Below are 18,850 nucleotides of genomic sequence, written 5' to 3'. Positions count from 1 at the left end.
GTCGATGACGAAGCTCTTTGGCGGCGGCGACACTCGCGTCGGGATTCGACTAACCCGGAGGTAATGCTCATGGAGCCGCTGGTTGTCTTCACCGACGACGAGGCCCGAATGCTGCACGATCGGCTCGACGGCGTCGACCGGAATCCCTACCGGGACTACCCGGCCTTCCGCCTGGCAGTCGCCGGCCTGGTCGAGCGCGGTGACGTGCCCGGATTCTTCGTCGAAGCCTGCCGGCGAGTCCACCGGGAGCGGACCGCGGGGGTCGCGGACATCCACGTGCTCCGCAACTGTCCGGTGGACGCGGAGATCCCGGAGCTCGGCAACGAGGACCCGTCCGCCCGGAAGCACGAATTGAAGAAGACGTTCATCGGCGAAGCGCTGTTGGAGCTCTTCGCGCAGCTGACCGGTACACCGCTGCTGGCGTACGCCCGCAACCAGGGTGACTTCTTCTCGGACGTCGTCGCGATCGACCGGTTCGCCGGAATGCTCACTGGGTACAGCGACAGCGAGCTGTTCTTCCACAATGACCGCACGGCCCACGAGGTCCGTGCTGACTATGTTTCGCTGCTCGGGATGAGGTGCCCGGCCGAGGACCTCGTGTACACCGGCTTCATCGACGGCCGCAACCTGCTGGAACACCTGGACGACCAGACGCGGCAGCGTCTTCGGGAGCCGAACTTCTTCACCCCGTTCGACGTCTACTCGCGCAGCAAGAACGCGGACCTCACCGGGTCGGAACGGCATCCGATCCTGGAGAACCACCACGCTTTCCGGTACCTCGACACGCGCACCACGGTCGCACCCGGAGCGCCGCTGTATGCCAAGGACGCCCTGCTCGAGATGAAGGACGCGGTGTCGCGCGCGACGCGGGTGCGTCACCGGATCATCGAACGGGACCTGCTCGTGTTCTCCAACCAGGACGGTCTGCACAGCCGGGAGAAGATCGACGTGGTCGACCCGGATCAGGTGCGCAGCCGCTGGCTGCTCAAGACCTACGCGTTTCGCGACGTCGCCGCGAGGGACCGGCACCGGGACAAGTGGCTGGACGGCGTGCCGGGGCGGGTGGCCGACTGAGCGCCGCGCCACGGCGGTCACCCCCGCCACCACCGGTCCTGCGCATCAGCCCTGCCCGTCCTCGTCCGCTCGCCCTCAGCACCGGAGGCCACCAGTGCCGACGCCATCCGATCGCCTGCGTTCGGTTCCCAGATCAGCGACCTACGCCGTCCTCGACCTGGTTCGGACCCTGCGCTCGCAGGGCCACGATGTCGTGGACCTGGGTGGTGGTGAGCCTGACTTCGACACCCCACGCCACATCAGCGACGAGGCGGTGGCCGCGATCCGCGGCGGGCTCACCCACTACACACCGAGCCGAGGACTGCCTGAGCTGCTTGAGGCAGTCGGCGAGAAACTGGCCAAGGACAACGACGTGCTCGTCGATCCGGCCACCGACATCGTCGTCACGCCGTCGGCGAAGCACGCGCTGTTCGTCTCGTTGCTGGCTGTGCTCGACCCGGGCGACGAGGTCGTCGTCCCGACTCCCAGCTGGGTCAGTTACGCGGCGATGGCCGGCATGCTCGGGGCGCGCCCGTCATTCGTCGAACTGGGCTCGCGCAGCGGCTTCCGACTGACCAGAGCGGCACTCGACCGTGCGCTGACTCCGCGGACGAAGGCTGTGCTGGTCAACACGCCCAACAACCCGACCGGTCGAGTGCTCGACCACGACGAGCTGTCGGCACTGATGTCCTTCGCCGTCGACAACGACCTGTTCGTGGTCTCGGACGAGATCTACGAGAAGATCAGGTACGTCGACCGCAGACACGTCAGCCCGGCGGCGCTGCCCGGCGGCTCCGTCCGCACCCTGACGGTGAACGGCTTCTCGAAGGCACACGCGATGACTGGTTGGCGGCTCGGTTACGTCGCCGGGCCGACCGAGGTCATCGGGGAACTCCTCAAGGCACAGCAGCACACCGTCGGGTGCGCCGGTTCCTTCGTCCAGCGGGGTGGGGTCGCCGCCCTGACCGGCTCGCCGGGGCCGGTCGAGACCATGGTGGCGGAGTACACCGCCCGGCGAGACCTCCTGGTCTCGAGGCTCAGCCGGCTGCCCGGGGTCGACTGCGCCGCACCGGAAGGCGCGTTGTACGTCTTCCCCGACATCACCGGCGTCGGTCTCGGCGACTCGGCGGCCTTCACCACCTGGCTGCTGGAGCGGGCGCAGGTCGCGGTGACGCCGGGGTCGGCGTTCGGCCCCGGCGGCGAAGGACATGTACGGCTGTCGTTCGCGAACTCGCTGCCGGTGCTGGATGAGGCGCTCGACCGCATCGAGCGGGCGCTGCACGCGAGCCGATGACGGACTGCGCCGGGTCCGTCCGGTCCCCGCCGCCGTAGCCCACGGAGCCGGCAGACCCGTTCGGTGAGCACGAGCGGCCGGATGCGTACCCGGAGTACCCGTGGTCAGCGCATCGGCGCGGTTCACCGGTCCGGGCCTGCCGGCGATGCCCATGGCAGGCCTCGCCTCGACACAGCGGATTCGACGTAGCGAAGTCGTGAGAACTGATCGGAGCTCCGATGTCTGACCTGCAGCCGAACGACGACTCCCCGACGCGGCGCACAGCGCCCCGACCGACCGACCCTGACACCGGCCAGCCGGGCGGGCCAGCCAACGCCGGATCGGCCTCGACAGAGGCCGTACGGGGCGTGCTCAGAGAGCCGGGCCGAGCGTTGACGGTCGCCGCCGCCGACCAGGTCTACCTTGAGGCGAAGCTCTGGATCTGAGGGCCGGCTTTCACCGGGCCGCCGCCAGCAGCGGCGGCCCGGTGACCTGCTCCCGCCACGAGGAGACGTCCATGGCGAAGGTCCGCTCGAGGCCGTCGACGCCGGACGGCGTCACCTGGATCACCCGTGGACTGCGGCCGGGGCGTACCCAGCCCAGGTCGAACAGCCGATGGGTCATCGCGGCACCGAGTGCGCCGGCCAGATGGTGCTGGCGCCGTTCGCTCCAGTCGACGCAGTAGCGGGTGACCGGGCGGCGGGGAGGAAGACCGTCGAGGTCCACCCCGAACTGCCGCAGCTCGGACCGGCCCCGCGCGGTCACCTCGTAACGGACGTCTCGACCGTACGACGCCGGCCGGTCGCGGCCGGCCCTCGTCGAGGGGTGGACTCCGTTGTGCCCGGTGAGCAGCTGGGCGTCCAGCAAGGCACGCATCAGACCGACGCCGAGCATGCCGGCGACATGGTCATAACAGGTGCGAGACCGGCGCAGGCCGTCGACATGTCTGCTCTGGCGCAATGACGTGACCGGCAGTGGTGGCGAGATGACCGCGAGCGCCTCGAGGGCGGCGGCGACGTCGGTGCTGGCCAGCTCGTAGTACCTGTTGCGCCCTTCACGGCGCACCGTCACCAGGCCGGCGTCCACCAGCTTCGCCAGGTGCGCGCTGGCCGTCGCGGGACTCACCCTGGCCTCCGCCGCCAGGACGGTGGCCGGAATCGCCCGGCCGTCGCACAGCGCCTTGAGGATGCGGGCCCGGGACGGGTCGGCGATCAGCGCCGCCGCGCGGGCGATGTCCGGGTCGGCGCATGCTTGGTCAACCTGCTGATCGAGGTTCACGACCCGCACCCTACCGCGAACATGCTTCGTCGGGGGACGAAGCTTTTCTCGCTGACACTGAGGCCATGAACGCCGTAGACACCGCGCTGCCGCGAGTGCCGGCCTCCGCCCCGGCAGCCACGCCACTGGCGCTGGGTCCGCTCGTGGTCCTGAGCCTCGGCTACTTCCTGGTGATGCTTGACGTCACCGTCGTGACCGTGGCGGTGCCCGAGGTACGGCAGTCGCTCGGAGCCGGGCCAACCGGCCTGCAATGGGTCGTGGACGGATACAGCACCGTCTTCGCCGCCCTGCTGTTGCTCGGCGGCGGTCTCGGGGAGCGGCTCGGTCACCGCCGCGTCTTCATGGCTGGCCTCACACTGTTCGCCGCCGCCTCGGCGCTGTGCGCGCTTGCGGGGACCACCGGCGTGCTGATCGCCGGCCGGATGTCGCAGGGCGCCGGCGCGGCCCTGCTGGTACCGACCTCGCTCGCCCTGCTCGCCGGCGCCTACCCGCAGCGGTCCGCCAAGGCCCGCGCGCTGGGACTCTGGGCCGCCGTCGCGGGCGTGGCGTTCGCCGCCGGGCCGGTCGTGGGTGGGTTCCTCGTGGCCGGGCTCAGCTGGCGCGCCGTCTTCTGGATCAACGTTCCCGTCGTGGCGCTCGCGCTCCCGCTGACGACGCGGTATGTGCCGCGACCAGCCGCCAGCGACCGGACCCGCCGGATGGACCCGATCGGGCAGGTGTGCGCCGTCGTCGGGCTCACGGGCATCGCGGGCGCGCTCAACCAGGCGGCCTCGTCCGGTTGGACGTCTCCGACCGTGTTGCTCGGATTCCTGGTCGGTGCCGCCGGCCTCGCGGCCCTCGTCGCGGCCGAGTACCGACTGGACATGAGGTTCCGCGGCGGCCTGACCGCCCGGCCGCCCATGCTGCCGCTGTTGTTGTTCCGCAACCTCGGATTCAGTGCGACCGCGGTGATCGGAATCCTTCTCAACCTCGGCTACTACGGGATCCTGTATCTGAGCACTTTGTACTTTCAGGAACAACGAGGGTACGACGCGCTGACCACCGGCCTGTTGCTGTTGCCATCGGTGTGCATGGCGCTGGTGGCGGCACCGTTGTCGGGTCGGCTCACCGCCCGGTACGGCCCGTACTGGCCCATGGCGGCCGCCCTGGCCCTCGGCTCGGCGGGGTTCCTGGGCTGGCTGGCGGCCGGACCGGACAGCCCCTACCCAGCGTTGCTGTTCGCCCTGGTCGCGACCGGCCTGGCGACTCCGATGACGGTGCCAGCCGCAACCGCCGCGGTCATCGAGAGCGTGCCCGCCGATCGGGCCGGTACCGCCTCCGCCGTGTTCAACGTGGCACGGCAGATCGGAAACGCCGTGGGCGTGGCGCTGTTCGGGACGTTGATGGCGACGTCGTCCTCACCGACGGCCGGCCTGCACCTGTCGGCAGTGATCGCTTCCATCGCCTTCCTCCTCGGTTCCGTGCTGGCCCTGACCGCCCGGCGTCAGCACGTCGCCGTGGCTCCCTGACCGTCGTGCCGAGAGCAACGAGAACAGGAGTATGAGATGAGTGTTCGGGTAGCGGTGAACGGGTTCGGTCGGATCGGTCGAACCGTCACCCGGATCGCGCTGGACCGCCCTGGCGTGGACATAGTGGCCGTCAACGACCTCGAGCGGCCAGAGCTGCTCGCTCACCTGTTCACCTACGATTCGACCCATGGCCGGCTCGCCGAGAAGGTCGTCGTGGACGACGGCGATCTGGTGGTCGCCGGGCGTCGAATCTCGGTGGTCCAGGAACGCGACCCGGCGGCGTTGCCCTGGCGCGAGCTCGGGGTGGACCTGGTCGTCGAGTCGACCGGAGTGTTCACGGACGCGACGGCCGCCGCGGCGCACCTCAAAGCCGGCGCGTCGCGCGTCGTGATCGCGGCACCCGCGACCAACGAGGACGCCACGGTCGTGTTGGGGGTGAACGAACACGTACTGCACGAACGCCACCAGGTCGTTTCCAACGCATCGTGTACCACGAACTGCGCGGCGCTGTTGGCGAAGACGTTGCACGATGCCTTCGGCGTCCGGCGCGGCCTGATGAACACCGCCCACGCCTACACCTCCGACCAGCGCCTGCAGGACCTGCCGCACCGTGACTACCGCCGGGCCCGGGCCGCCGCCGTGAACATCATCCCCACCACCACCGGCGCCGCCAAGGCGATCGGCAAGGTGCTGCCCGCCCTCGCCGGCAGGATCGACGGCCTGTCCATGCGGGTACCGGTTGTCGACGGTTCCGTCGTCGACCTGACCGTCGAGGTGGCGACCCAGGTGACGGTCAGCGACGTGAACCTGGCGTTCCAGAAGGCGGCGAGCGGTGACCTGGCGGACCTGCTGGTCTACACCGAAGATCCACTCGTGTCGGCCGACATCGTCGGAACAGCGGCTTCCTGTACTTTCGACGCCGCCCTGACGATGGTCAGCGACGTCGACGACGCGGGGTCGCTCGTCAAGGTCGTCGGTTGGTACGACAACGAGACGGGCTTCTCGCATCGGACCCTCGACCTGGTGGAGCTCCTGGGCCGCCACGTCACCGCCGCCCGTTGACCTGTCCCGGTGCCGTGATTGACGTGGGCGGCGACCTGCCGCCCACGGAGATCACACGATCAGCGCGATCTGATCTTGAGTACCGCCTCGAGTCGGTTGCGCGCTCCGAGCTTCGGCAACGCGTGGGAGACATGGCTCTTCACCGTGGCGGGAGACACCTGCAGCACGCTCGCGGTCTCGGTGGTCGACATCCCCTGGGCGAGCAGGCTCAGGACCTCGAGTTCTCGCTCGGTGAGCGCTGATCGGCGGCTGCCGCTGCCACTGCCGCCGGCTCGGGCGGGCGTAGCCGAGAGCCCGGCCGGTCGCACCATTGTTTCGAGGCTCGGCGACAGCAACGTGTACCCGGCGCCGACCGCACGTACCGCGACGGGAAGACCTTTCATCTCGGCGTCCTTGACCAGAAAACCAGTCGCGCCCGCGGCAGCTGCTGCTGCCAGCCTCGCGTCGTCCCATTCGGTGGACACGGTCAGTACGGAGATATCCCTCGCCGTGATCTCGGAAATCAATTCGGCGGAGTCGTCTCGTGGTTCTGTGGACAACACGACGACGTCGGCGTCGCTTAGATTCTCCCACCTCTTGACCGGTATCGAGCTGTCGACGCAGCCCAGCAGGTGGAGAGTATTGTCCTGATCTCTCGCGTTGCGCACCACCCTGCTGAGTACATGCCGCGATATCGGATCGTGGTCCGCCACCAGGACATCAATTCGCAGGATGTCGGCGAGGCTCTCGGATGAGTCGATGGCAGCTGGCTCGGGCGAAGCACGCGACGATCGGTCGGCTGTGGCCTCGTCCGCTCTGGAGCGCTGGTCGGCGTCGACACGGCCGTTCACGGTCGGGGTGGCGGCGTAATGCGTGATCACCAATGCCGTCTCCTAGGCATACCTGCCTGGTAGCTTGTCCACGCGACAGGATTCTCGGCGGCGGATGACGACGGGCCGGAAGATCCCACCAGGCATCGGGAGGGAAGCTGGGTGTGAAACCTCGAGCGGTGCCGACTTCTACGGCGCGGGGCCGCCGCAGCGTGAGCCGGATTCCGTTAGGCGTTCAGGATGCGATGGCCTGTGAAGACTCGGTGTTCGCGGCCGGCTACGGCGGACGGCCCGGCGAGGTGGGAAATCCGAGGGCGACCATACTTCTACTATAGCGAGCCCATCGCGGAACGATCGAAGCGATTCCTGATATTCGGAGACGCACCCGCGCCCGCTTCTGGGGTGACACGTCTGACCAACTGTACCGGCGACGTCGTCACCTGCGAGAATCTATGAAACCCACATGTCCGGGATGTCGCCGGCCGCGCGGTCTCGAAAAATTCCGGTAGCCCTGTGAGGATGGCCACAGATTCGGGGTGTGTGAAGATCGTTTTCGGTCAGGGTTTCGGTGGGTTTGGCCTGGCGCCAGTCCCGAATCCTGATCGGATGGTCCGTGCGTGGTCCTTTTCTGGTCTCCACGGTGTGGTGGGTTGCATCCTCGGGATCGGTTGGCCGTGTTCCGGACATGGCGTGATCGCACCGGGTTCCGGTGAAACCCGCATCGTCAGGAAGCTCCTGGCTGGCCTGGCTGGACGGACGGTCGACAGCCGAGGGGAGGGGCCCACACCACGTAGGGCATCCGGCGGATCTCGGCGCCAGCTCTGGCGCGGCCTGTCAGAGTCCGCCGGTGTCATCCGGGCACGGCCGGGGCCGGAGAGCCCAAGGAGGCCCAGCGAGGCCAGACCCCCTGGTAATCCGAGGGTTTGGCTGGTGATCGAACAGTACCCCCAACGGGATTCGAACCCGTGCTACCGCCTTGAAAGGGCGGCGTCCTGGGCCGCTAGACGATGGGGGCAGCGGGCCGAAGCCAGGCGAGGATCCGCCGCGGCGTCGGCATCAGAACAGGGCAAGCATAGGGGATCCTCCGTCCCTCCGACAAACGCCCACCACGGCGCCCCGGCGCCGGGGGCCGCCGGGGCCGTGAGCCGGTTCGACAGTGCCTGGTCGGGGCTTCCGGCCGGTCAGCGGAACCGGGGCGCGCGCCCGACATCCCGCGGCCAGGTGAGGGCGGGCCGCGGGTCCGTCCGGCGGTAGCGGGAGCGGAAGAAGGCGCGTACCGGCCGCCCGCCGATCGCGATCGTGTGCTCGATCCCGGCCGACGGAACCGGCGGAACCGACCGAACCGACGTAAGGGGCGTGCGCGGCGACAGGTGGGCGCGCGGCGCGGTGTCGGGCACGGGGCTCAGGACGTCGAAGGAGAGCGTCACGTCGTCGGACTGCCACCGTGGCGTGTTGGGGTCGTACACCCGCAGGGTGACGCGCCGCCCGCGCTGCTCGTAGGCGTAGGCGAGAACCTGGTGGTTGAGCCCGAGCCGCATCGGGTCGGCCGAGCGGGTGGTGATGATGCCGAGCGGGCTCAGTAGCCCGCGGTCCAGGTCGTGCCGGATGTGCGGCCACTCCCTGGCCACGCTGGCCGAGGTGGCGCCGGGCAGCCGCAGCCAGCCGCGGACGAGGTCGGTGTCGGCGTCGGCTGAGCTCATGAGGCGGTAGTAGCGCAGCACCCCGCGCGGGCCGTCGAAGCTGTCGAAGAGCCGGCGCACGATGTAGCGGTACAGCGGACTGTCCGGGTCGGGTGGCGTCGCCGCCGCCGGGGGCGCGACGCCGAACTCGAACATGTCCCGGACGGCGTAGATCATCCCACCGCACAGGCCCCGGCTGGCGTCGCCGATCGGGATCGAGCCCAGGCCCGGTACGGGGACCCGCAGCACCGGCTGGCGGGGAAACGCGTTCGTGAAGGCGAAGGCATGGCTGCTCGGCTGGAAGTTCGACACGGCTGCGCGCGTCAGTGCGCTCCCGTTGGTCACCCTTCCATTTTCACGTCTCCGGTGCGGTCTGCGGGCGGAAACGACCGCCCTGTGGACGAGTGCGGGAATGCTCCGCCGGCCCGGCTCCAGCACGGGAGGGCTTTTCGGTCATGGGCCGCGCCGGAGGCGTCTTTCCCGATGGCGGCCGGCCGAGGTCCCGGACAGGCGGGCGGACGGGGTCCGTGCGGCGGGGAGGCCGGTGGCGCCGGCGCGGCCGTGACCACCCGGGCTACCTGGGGCACCCGGGCCGCCTAAGCTACCCGGACCGCCCGGGATGCCTGGGATGCCGGGAAACTCCGCGCCATCCGGGAGGCCTGGCCACCGGGCGCCGAGCGCGTCCCGGATCGCCTCCGTCAGCGCCGTCGGCGTGAACGGTTTGGGGAGGTAGGCGTAGTCGAGGGTGGTACCGCCCTCGGCGAGCATCCCGCGGCTGTAGGCGGAGGTGAAAACCACCGGCAGGCCCGGGAACATCCTGATCAGCTCCTCGGCGAGCTGTCGGCCGTTGCGGCCGGGGAGGATGACGTCGGTGAGCAGGAGGTCGATGGACGTCAGCCCGCGAGCGAGATCGATCGCGGTGCGGCCGTCGGCGGCGGAGACCACGAGGTAGCCGGCGGCGCGCAGCACCCGTTCGGCGAGGTTGCGCACGGCGTCGTCGTCCTCGGCGAGCAGGATGGTCGCGGATCCCCGCGCCGGCCAGCCGCCTTCGCGCCGGGGCCAGCAATCCTGCCCGGCGAATCCCGCTACGGGCACCGCCGGAGGGGACGAACCGCCCGCTCCGTGATGGTCGTCCGCGTAACGGCGGCTTCCGGCCGCGGTGGGGCGGTCGTCGGCGAGGGGCGCGGGTGCGTCGGCGCACCCGGCGGTCCCTGGGCTCCCGGCGGCCCCTGCGCTCCCTGCGCTCCCTGCGAGCCTGGCGCTCTCGGTAGCCCCGGCGGCCACGGTGGGCCGGCCGGGGCCGGAGCCGGTGGGGCCGGAGTCCGCGAGCGCGGGCAGGTCGACCCGGAAGGTCGCGCCCAGACCGGGGACGGAGTCGACCTCGACGTTGCCCTCCGCCTGGCGCACGATGCCGTAGACGGTGGCGAGCCCCAGCCCGGTGCCCCGCCCCAGCGCCTTCGTCGTGTAGAAGGGCTCGAAGATCCGGGCGCGGACGTCATCCGTCATGCCGTGCCCGGTGTCGGCGACGGTGAGGCGGACGAACGGGCGGGCCAGTGCTCCGCGCAGGACGGAGAAGCCCAGCTCCGGCGCCGTGTCGTCGGCGATGTCGACCCGGATGAACAGCCGGCCGCCCTCCGGCATCGCGTCGCGGCTGTTGACGACCAGGTTGACCAGCACCTGTTCGAGCTTTCCGCGATCTATGCGGACCACCGCCGCCCGATGGGCGGGCATCACCATGAGCTCGATGTCCTCGCGGATGAGCCGGCGCAGCATGCCCTCCAGCCCGCGGACCAGGTCGTTGAGATCGACCGGCCCCGGCCGGACGTCACTCGTCCGGGAGAAGGCGAGCAGCTGGCTGGTCAGCCCGGCCGCGCGCCCCGACGCTTCGCGGACGGCGGCGAGATCCCGCAGGACGCCCTCGTCGAGATCGGTGCGGGCCAGGATGAGCGTCGCGTACCCGTCGATGACGGTGAGCAGGTTGTTGAAGTCGTGCGCGATGCCGCCGGCGAGCTGGCCGAGGGCGTCCAGCCGCTGCGCCTGGCGCAGCTGGGCCTCGATGTTCTTCTGCTCGGTGATGTCGGTGACGATCGCGAGCGTTCCGTCGAGGGCACCGGTCGGGCCGATCCGCGCGGTGAGCGCCACCTGGGCGCAGACCTTGCGCGCGTCGGGGTGGCGCAGCCCGACCTCGAGCCGGCGGGGGGTGCCGGAGCGCACGACCTCCAACGCGCACTGGATCTCGTCCCAGTCGAGATCGGAAACCAGGGTGACGAAGGGGGTTCCCGGTCGGATCTGGCCGACCAGCGCGGCGAACTGTGGGTTGCAGTAGGTGATGGCACCGTGTGAGTCGAGGAGGACGACGCCGTCGGTCGTGGTTTCGACGATCTCGCGGTAGCGCTCCTCGCTCTCGCGCAGTGTCCGCTGTGTGGCCTCACGAATCCGTAGATCCTCGAACAGTGCGGTGCCGCGGACCAGCGCGGGAAAGCGTCCGCGCAACGTCCAGTACCAGATGCCCACCGTGGCGGTGAGGACGTCCCACCCGGTGGTGAGGAACTGGACGTCGATCAGGCTCGGGTCGAAGGCGGCGCCCGAGCCGTCCGAGGCGCTGTGCGTGGGGTGACCGTCCGCGTGCGGATTGTGGAAGATGTGCGACCCGTGCCCGATCGCGCAGGTGAAGAAGATGGCGGCCGTCGCCAGGCCCAACGGGTTGTTGCGCCACTGGCCGGAGCGCCACAGGCCGCGGGCGATCGACAGGCAGATCGCCAGGTACGCGGCAGTCGTGGCGGCGTTGGCCAGGATCGACGTCGCCGAGCCGCTCATGGGCCGCTGTCTTCGCCCAGGGGTGCCCGCGCGGTGCCGGGAACCCGGATCGCCTGTGTGCGTACGGAGACGGCCTGGAAACCAGGCCCACGAACGGCTTCGTGATGAGCGCAGCGATCTGCCGTCATTGCAATTAAGTCGTCACTTCTGGTTACGGAATCCCCCACGCGCCCATCTTGCTCCGGTCCTTGGCCGGGCGGAATACGGACCACTGTGGTCCCGGGTGTGGCTGTGCGGTTCCGAGCGTGCCGGCTCCGCCGCAGCTGCCGAGCGAAACCTGAGGATCGTGGTCATTGCGGCGACCAGAATCGTCAGATCTTGCGGGCTTCGGCTTCGGCTTCGGGCAGGGCCGCACAGGTGGTCGGTGTCGCCGCACAGGTGGTCGGAGTCAGAGCTGAGGCAGCTGCGCCGGGGCGACGACCGTGACGCGGTTGCGGCCAGGCTGGGCGATGTACAGCGTGCCGTCCGCACCGACGGCGAGCTGCCTCGGATCCCGGACGGGCACCACCCCGGGCCGCGACGCGATCACGGCGACGACTCCGTCCGGTCGGACCGCCAGGACCCGCTCCCCGGACGGGTCGGCCACGTAGCAGGTGCCGTCGGGGGAGAGCGCGAGACCCGTCGGCGTCCCCATGTCGGTGCTGGTCGCGATGCCGCCGTCGGCCGCGGGACGTCCCCCGTAGCCGGTGCCGGCGATCGTCTCGACCCGCCCGTCCAGCCCGACCCGGCGGACCCGCCGGTGCTCCGGGACGGCGATGAGCAGACGTCCGTGGGCATCCGTCGCCAGTGCGACGGGCCGGCCGATCGCCGCCCGCTCCGCCGGCCCGCCGTCACCGGAGAAACCGGCAGAGCCGGTACCCGCGACCACGTGGGCGGACCCGTCCAGGTCGATTCGCCAGACGCGGTGCCCGTCGGTGTCCGCGACCAGCAGCGTGCCGTCCGCGGCGACGGTGACGGCCCGCGGACGTCGCAGCGGCACGGAGGTCGCCACCGTGATGATCGTCCCGTCGGGTCGCACCCGGCGGATACGGTCGTTGAAGGAGTCCGCGATCAGCAGCGATCCGTCGGGGGCGAGCGTGAGGCCGGCCGGGCTGTCCAGGTCGGCCGCGGTGGCAGGCCCGCCGTCGCCGCCCAGCCCCGCCTTTCCCGAACCGGCGACGACGGCGACGACGGCAGGAGCGCCATCGGGGCCGGCCACAGGGCCGGTCACGGGCCTGGCTGCGGGGCTGGCCGCGGGGTCGATGCGCAGCACGCGGTGCGCGAGCGGTTGCGAGACGTACAGCAGGCCGTCGCCGCCGGTGGCCAGCCCCAGCGGGCTGTCCACGGTCAGGTGGGCGATTCCCCGGCTCGGCGCGCCCGCCCCGGCGGTCCGCCGGCCTGCCCAGCGGCGTAGTCGCCCGCCGGCCCGGTGCACCGTGTCCGTCCGTGGCACCGGCACCGGCACCGGCACCGGCACCGGAGCCGGAATCGGAGCCGGAGCCGGAATCGGAATCGGAGCCGGTGGGGTGGGCGCGGGCGCTGCCGGAAACCGCGTCGCGGTTGGCGCGGACGCCGCCAGGTTCCGGACGACATCCGGAATGTGCAGGGGCGATGTGCAGGCGGTCAGCCAGCCCGGCCCGAGGTCGCGGGCGGCCGCGTGGGCGAGGGCCAGGGCGAGGTCCAGCGCGCTGCCGGGCCGGGACGTCGGCTCGGGCGCGAGCGCGTGCCGGACGACGCTGCCGATCGCGGGAGGCAGCATGCCCCGACCGGGCTTGGGCGCCCTGGCGCGGCCGGGGGGTGTGGGTGCGAAGCCGGCCGGCCACGCCACCGGCGGGGTCCGTCCGGTCAGCAACTCGTGGAGGACGACACCGAGCGCGTACAGGTCCGTGGCGGGGCTCAGGCGCGCCCCGGTGAACTGTTCCGGCGCCATGTACGCCGGGGTACCGACGATCGTGTTGGGCCCGCCGTCACCCGCGGTGGTCGCGGCCATTTTCGCGACCCCGAAATCGGTCACCTTCAACGTGCCCTCGGCGGTGAAAAGAACGTTGTCCGGCTTGACGTCGCGGTGGATCACCCGCTGGCGGTGCGCCGTGTCCAGGGCCGCTGCGATCGCCAGGCCGTACCCGACGACCTCGGCGATCGGAAGCCCGCCGGCGGCGCGGGACCGCAGGGTCCCACCGTCGCACAGCTCCATGACGAGCAGGCCGAGCCCGTCGTCCTCGACATAGTCGAAGATCTCCACGATGTGCGGGTGACGCAGCCGGGCGAGCAGCCGCGCCTCCGCCGGAGCGACAGCCGGCAGGGCGAGGACCTTGACCGCCGTGCGCCGGTCCAGCCGGATGTGCCGGGCCTCGATCACCAGCCCGAACCCACCCGACCCGAGCACACCGAACAGCTCGTAGCCCGGCAGCGCGGCCTCGACCCGGGCGCGGTCGAGGATCACGGAACCATCAGATCAACCCGTGTGGCGACGATCAGTCACAAGGCGGATCGTAGGGGAGATCGGGTACGAACTGCCGCCATTCCGCCTCCGTGATGCCCACGCCGGCCCGCTCGCAGATCCGGTTCCCGACGCGGTCGACGTCCAGGTCCCATACGACCCCGGGCTCGGTGGCGACGGCGCCGACGAGGCGCTGGCCGTCCCGGGTGAACGCGATCGCGACGACTCCGGCCTGGTCGCCGGCCGACCGGGCCAGCTTCTCGACCAGCTCCGGATCATCCCGGTCGGTCACATCCCACACCCGGACCGTGTTGTCGTTGCTCCCGGTGACCAGGTACCGCCCATCCGGGCTGTACGCCACGGTGAGCACACCGATCGTGTGCCCGGGCAGATCCGCGAGCTGCCGGGGCCTGGCCGGGTCGGTGACGTCCCACGTCGTCGCGAACGGCCCGGCGGCGCCGACGGCGAGGCTCCGCCCGTCCGGAGAGAAACGGACCTCCCACACCCCGCCGGGGAACTCGGGCAGCTCCGAACGCGGCCGCAGCCGCCGCGGGTCCGACACGTCCCAGATCCGCACGGACCGGTCCGCGGCCGACACCAGCGACCTGCCGTCCGGCGAGAAATCCAGGAAGCGGACAACGGACCGGTGCCCGGCCACGGAAGCGAGCCGCCGTGGGCCGGTCGGGTCGGTGACGTCCCAGGTCTCCACCCTGGACTCGAAGCCGACCCCCGGGTTCGTGCTGAACCCGCCGACGGCGAGGGTCCGTCCATCCGGGCTGAACAGCACTCGCGACGACCCGCCCGGCGGGCCCTCCACCGCCGCGAGCCGCCTGGGATGGCCCGGATCGGTGATGTCGTACAGGACCAGGTTCGAGATCGTGCCGACCGCGAGGAGACGCCCGTCCGGGCTGAAGGCCGCCGAGCCGGTCAGATCGTTGTCGTCCACGAGGACGTCCGCCACCGCGCTGAGCAGCCGCGGCGCGTACGTCTCGGTGACGTCCCACAGCTCGACCGCCTCGTCCGCGGTCACCGCGACGACACCCGTCGCGGAGCTGACCGCCAGCTCCTGCTGACCGCCGTACCGCCCGATCAGGGCAGGGCCGGGCATCTCCCAGACCCGCAGCGCACCGTCGGCCGAGACCGAGGCCAGGCGGGTGCCGTCCGGGCTGAACGCGACATCCCACACGTTCGGGCCCTCCTGCAGGAACGTCAGCCGCTCGTCGCTGACGTCCAGGTCATAGATCGAGACGCCGAGGAAGCGGTTGCCGGCGATGGCGACCAGGCCACCGGACGTACCGGACCGACCGGACGGACCGGGCGGGCTGGACGGGCTGGGCGGGGCCGCCGCCACCGTCGTCAGCCCGGCGGTGCCGGAACTGCCCCGCCCCGCGAACGTCAGATGCATCGGATCGGCCCCGGTGAACTTGCGGACGTAGCCGCTCAGGCCGGCCGTGTACACGGTGCGGCCGCCGTCGGCGAACGCGATCGCGCGGATGGCACCAGCCTGGTCCTCGCTCGGGCCGCCGTCCTCGAACAGCGCCGCCACGGGCAGCGGGTTCCCCGGATCAGCCACCGACCAGACCAGCGCCGAGCCGCCCCTGTCGCCAGCGGCCAGATACCGCCCGTCCGGGCCATACTCGACCGCCATGATCGGCGACCTGTGCAGGAACAGCTCGCCGGCCTTCACCGGACGGCGCGGGTCGGCGACGTCGAACAGGTAGGCGGTGTTCCCGTACCCACCGACCGCGAGCTGATCGGACGTCGGGCTGAACGCCAGGGCGTACACCTCGGTGTCAGCCTGCTCCAGCGTCGTCAGCAGCTTCGGCGCCGTGCGGTCGGAGCGGGGCGTGCGGTCGGAGCGGGACGGGTGGTCGGAGTGGTCGGAGATGCCGGAGATGTCCCACAGCTTGGTCAGGCCGTCGGCACCGCCGGTCGCGAGCACCGTTCCGTCCCGGTTGAAGGCCACCGCCTTCACCGCCCGACCGTGCCCCCCGGCCCGTTCGTCCGGGATCCGCGCCAGCGGCGTGGTCCGGCGCGGATCCCGGGCATCCCAGATCGCGGCCGTCCAGTCGTCGCTGCCCGTCGCGATCAGCGAGCCGTCCACGCTGTAGGCGACCGTGCCCGCCGACTTCGTGTGCGCCAGATAGCGACTCGGCACACCGGCGCCCCCGTTGAACGCCGACAGCACCGCCCCCCGTGCCTCCGGGGTGTCCGCGGTGCGCAGCGCGACCAGGGCGAGCTGCGCGGCCAGCGCCGGATTGTCCCGGCGCGCCGCATCCGCCTGGGCGGCGATGCGCTGCGACAGCGCCCGGTCCCGCTCCCGCGCCGAGGAGACACTCTGGTCGTAGGTGACACCGGCCAGCGCCCCGGCCACCAGCAGCAACACCGCCAGCGCGGCGACGAGCTGGCGCAGGCGCCGCGCCCGCCGGGCAGCCGCCCGCTGCCGTTCGGCCTCCGCACGCACACTCTCGTCGAAGAACCGTCTCGCCGCCTCGGACAGCACCCGGCCGCCGCCGACCCCCGCCTTCGCCAGCTCACCGACCGCCGCCTGTGCCAGCTCATCAACCTGCGCCAGCTCACCAACCTGTGCCAGCTCACCGACCCACTCGCGCGCCGCGGCGAGACGGCTGCCGGCGAACAGGTAGGACGGATCCCGCCCGTTGCGCTCCCACACCTCGGCGGCGTCACTGAGCTGCTGCGCCGCCACCGCACCGGTGCGGTCCATGTCAAGCCACTCACGCAGCCGCGGCCACGATCGCAGCAGTGCCTCATGCGCGATCTGCAGGCTGTCGCGCTCACCCTCGGCGTCCGCCTCGACCAGCCGGGCGTCGACGAGGACGTCCAGCACCGTCGCCGCCGCGGCGGAGGGAACCTCCGCCAGCAACGTGGCACGGCTGACCCGCCGCCTGGTGTCCGCGCCGTTCTCGCCAACCCTGATCATGCGCATGAGCAGCGGACGAACCGCCTGCTGAGCCTCGGCGTCCAGCCGGGCGTAGGCGGCCTCGGCCGTCTGCGCGATCGCTCCCGTCAGCCCGCCCACCCGCAGGTAGTCCGCGACGGTAAGCGAATCCGCTCCGGCCGGTGCGCCGGTGCCGGAGTGCGTACTGCCGCCGGTCTGTGCCGGGGCGTCGGGGTGCGTACCAGCGCCGGGGTGCGTACCGGTGTGGGGGTGCGTACCAGCGCCGGGGTGCGTACCGGTGTCGGGGTGCGTACCGGCGCTGGACTGCGTATCGGCGTCGGCATGCGCACTGGCGTCGGCATGGGCGAACCACGTGGCGCGCAGGGCGTGGGCGAGAAGCGGCAACGACCCCGGGTCGGCGACGAAGCCCGCACTCGCGCGCACACTTGCACTCGCGTTCGCGGCGGTGCCCGTGCTCGCTCCTGCCCCTGCCCCTGCCCCTGCCCCCGCGCCTGACGTCGTGGCGGCTCCAAGATCGTGCAGGACGAGCTCGACGAGCGCAGGCTCGACTTCGCGGCCCACCGAACGGGCCGGCCGCACCACGATCTCGCGGATGTCGTCGGCGGCCATCGGCCCGACCACGATCTGGTTGACCTGCAGCGCCTCCACCAGCTCCGGGAAGGCGGCGCACGGCCCGTAGAAGTCGGCCCGCAGGCCGAGCACCACGACGACATCCCCCATGGCCGTCGCGCACAACGCCCGGACGAACGCCTCCCGCTCGGCATGGTCGTCGCAGTGGGTGAAGATCTCCTCGAACTGGTCGACGGCGATGACCATTCGTGGCCGGCGCGTCAGGGCTCCTTGCGATTCCGCCGTGCCCGCTGTGCGTTCCGTGCCCGCCGTGGGTGCCATGCGTCCTGCTGTGCCGGTGCGAGCTGTGCGGGATTCGGCCGTCGGCGCGCCGGTGCTGACCGTAGTGTCGCCTCCGGCCGATCCGGAGCCTGCCGAAGCCACTGACCCGGCGGTCTCGGCCGACCCGTCGGTCTCGGCTCGCCCGGCCAGAAGCTCGCCGAGGATCAGCCCGAGGCGCTCCGGCTCGCCCCGCAGGCCGTCGCGGAGCACGCGCGCTATCGCGGGCATCCCGAATGCCTCGACGGTTCGCTGGACGAGGTTCTCGAGCGGATGCTCGCCGGGTGTCATCACCAGCCGCAGCCATTCACCCGAGCCGCTCACCGCCCCGCGGGCAAGAGCGGGCAACAGCCCGGCACGCAGCAACGACGACTTCCCGGACCCCGACGCACCCACGAGCACCAGTGGCCCAGGCCGTGACGCCGTCGACTCGACCTGGGCGAGGAGATCGGAGACCAACTGGTCACGCCCGAAGAACCACTGCTGACTCGTCTCGTCGAATCCCCGCAGGCCCGGGTACGGGCAGGCGGCGGCTTCCGCGTCTTCCGCGTCTTGCGCGTCTTGCGCGGGCAACGAGGCGGCGGCCGCGGTTTCCACCGACGACGCCGCGGTCTCCGCCGATGACAATGCGGAGGGAGGTCGAGCGGTGGCGGCCACGAAGCTTTCCGCCGACGGCGGGAGCGGTGGAGGGCCCTCGATCACCTGGGTCGGCACGGCCTCCTTCACGACCAGCGGAGGCGTCCGGACCAGCGCCGCCTCTCCTGCAGGCGCTGTGACGTCCTTGGCGTCGGTCGCCGGAGACGCCGGGGAGCCGGTCTCCACGTGGCCGGCGGCTTCCACGACGCCGGATGTCTCCGACTGCGGCTGCGACGCTGGTCCTGAGGGTGCTCCAGGTCCGCCGAGCCCCGCAGGACCTGGGGGGACCGCGTCGCCCTTGCCGAGGCCATCATGATCGGAAGCCTCGGAAGCCTCGGATGCCATGGGACCCTCGTTTCCGCCGCCAAATCGGAATCGTCCGTGTCGTAACCAATTGTGCACTCAGGCGATCCGACCGGGGCGTCGGTCGGCTGATCAACGGAACGGCGCGGGGGCTGCGGCCGACGTACCTCGTGGTCAGCCACCCGGGGCCAGGTTTCCCTCGGGC

Annotated in this window: 11 protein-coding genes and 1 tRNA gene; 5 read left to right on the top strand and 7 right to left on the bottom strand. The window is 71.3% G+C overall.

The window, feature by feature from the left end; translation table 11 throughout:
- Positions 1–69: 69 nt before the first annotated feature.
- The 3 genes from ACG83_RS24935 (at position 70) to ACG83_RS24925 (ending at position 2,772) form a co-directional block, all read left to right on the top strand.
- A complete protein-coding gene (locus ACG83_RS24935; protein ID WP_054568707.1) occupies positions 70–1,074 on the top strand; it encodes a TauD/TfdA family dioxygenase in 1,005 nt (334 codons plus the stop codon).
- A 94-nt stretch (positions 1,075–1,168) separates the two neighbouring features.
- Complete coding sequence (locus tag ACG83_RS24930; protein WP_054568706.1) at positions 1,169–2,347, top strand: pyridoxal phosphate-dependent aminotransferase; 1,179 nt, start codon at positions 1,169–1,171, stop codon at positions 2,345–2,347.
- A gap of 218 nt (positions 2,348–2,565) precedes the next feature.
- Entirely contained in the window at positions 2,566–2,772 is a 207-nt protein-coding gene (locus ACG83_RS24925; RefSeq protein ID WP_054568705.1) for a hypothetical protein, read from the top strand.
- 10 nt (positions 2,773–2,782) lie between these two features.
- Here the strand turns inward: ACG83_RS24925 and ACG83_RS24920 are convergent, their stop codons facing one another.
- Positions 2,783–3,604: a helix-turn-helix transcriptional regulator gene (locus ACG83_RS24920; protein WP_198955628.1), complete on the bottom strand. Its 822-nt coding sequence runs from the start codon at positions 3,602–3,604 to the stop codon at positions 2,783–2,785.
- A 65-nt stretch (positions 3,605–3,669) separates the two neighbouring features.
- Between ACG83_RS24920 and ACG83_RS24915 the strand changes: the two genes are divergently transcribed.
- Together ACG83_RS24915 and gap are read left to right on the top strand one after the other, a co-directional pair.
- Positions 3,670–5,112 carry an MFS transporter gene (locus tag ACG83_RS24915; RefSeq protein ID WP_054568703.1) on the top strand — a complete coding sequence of 481 codons (1,443 nt, stop codon included), beginning with the start codon at positions 3,670–3,672 and terminating at the stop codon, positions 5,110–5,112.
- Between the two features lie 36 nt (positions 5,113–5,148).
- Positions 5,149–6,174, top strand: coding sequence for a type I glyceraldehyde-3-phosphate dehydrogenase (gene gap, locus ACG83_RS24910; protein ID WP_054568702.1), 1,026 nt, complete (start codon positions 5,149–5,151; stop codon positions 6,172–6,174).
- Between the two features lie 59 nt (positions 6,175–6,233).
- Here gap and ACG83_RS24905 read toward each other — a convergent pair whose 3' ends face one another.
- From ACG83_RS24905 to ACG83_RS24880, 6 genes are all read right to left on the bottom strand, one after another.
- The gene (locus ACG83_RS24905; RefSeq protein WP_076830121.1) at positions 6,234–7,034 is read right to left on the bottom strand and encodes a response regulator transcription factor; all 801 of its coding nucleotides are present in this window, start codon (positions 7,032–7,034) and stop codon (positions 6,234–6,236) included.
- An 891-nt stretch (positions 7,035–7,925) separates the two neighbouring features.
- Positions 7,926–7,998, bottom strand: a tRNA-Glu gene (locus ACG83_RS24900).
- A 166-nt stretch (positions 7,999–8,164) separates the two neighbouring features.
- Positions 8,165–9,007, bottom strand: coding sequence for a hypothetical protein (locus ACG83_RS24895; protein ID WP_054568700.1), 843 nt, complete (start codon positions 9,005–9,007; stop codon positions 8,165–8,167).
- Between the two features lie 108 nt (positions 9,008–9,115).
- The gene (locus ACG83_RS24890; RefSeq protein WP_054568699.1) at positions 9,116–11,479 is read right to left on the bottom strand and encodes an ATP-binding protein; all 2,364 of its coding nucleotides are present in this window, start codon (positions 11,477–11,479) and stop codon (positions 9,116–9,118) included.
- A gap of 388 nt (positions 11,480–11,867) precedes the next feature.
- Positions 11,868–13,901 (bottom strand): serine/threonine-protein kinase, encoded by a 2,034-nt coding sequence (locus ACG83_RS24885; protein ID WP_054568698.1) that lies wholly within the window; start codon positions 13,899–13,901, stop codon positions 11,868–11,870.
- Positions 13,902–13,932: 31 nt separating this feature from the next.
- Positions 13,933–18,687: an AAA family ATPase gene (locus ACG83_RS24880; RefSeq protein ID WP_235498167.1), complete on the bottom strand. Its 4,755-nt coding sequence runs from the start codon at positions 18,685–18,687 to the stop codon at positions 13,933–13,935.
- Positions 18,688–18,850: the final 163 nt, after the last annotated feature.

This window comes from Frankia sp. R43 (assembly GCF_001306465.1).
In the GTDB taxonomy this organism is placed as follows: Bacteria; Actinomycetota; Actinomycetes; order Frankiales; family Frankiaceae; genus Parafrankia; species Parafrankia irregularis.
Note: the sequence above shows the minus strand (reverse complement) of the source record. Positions and strands in the feature narration are given on the sequence as shown.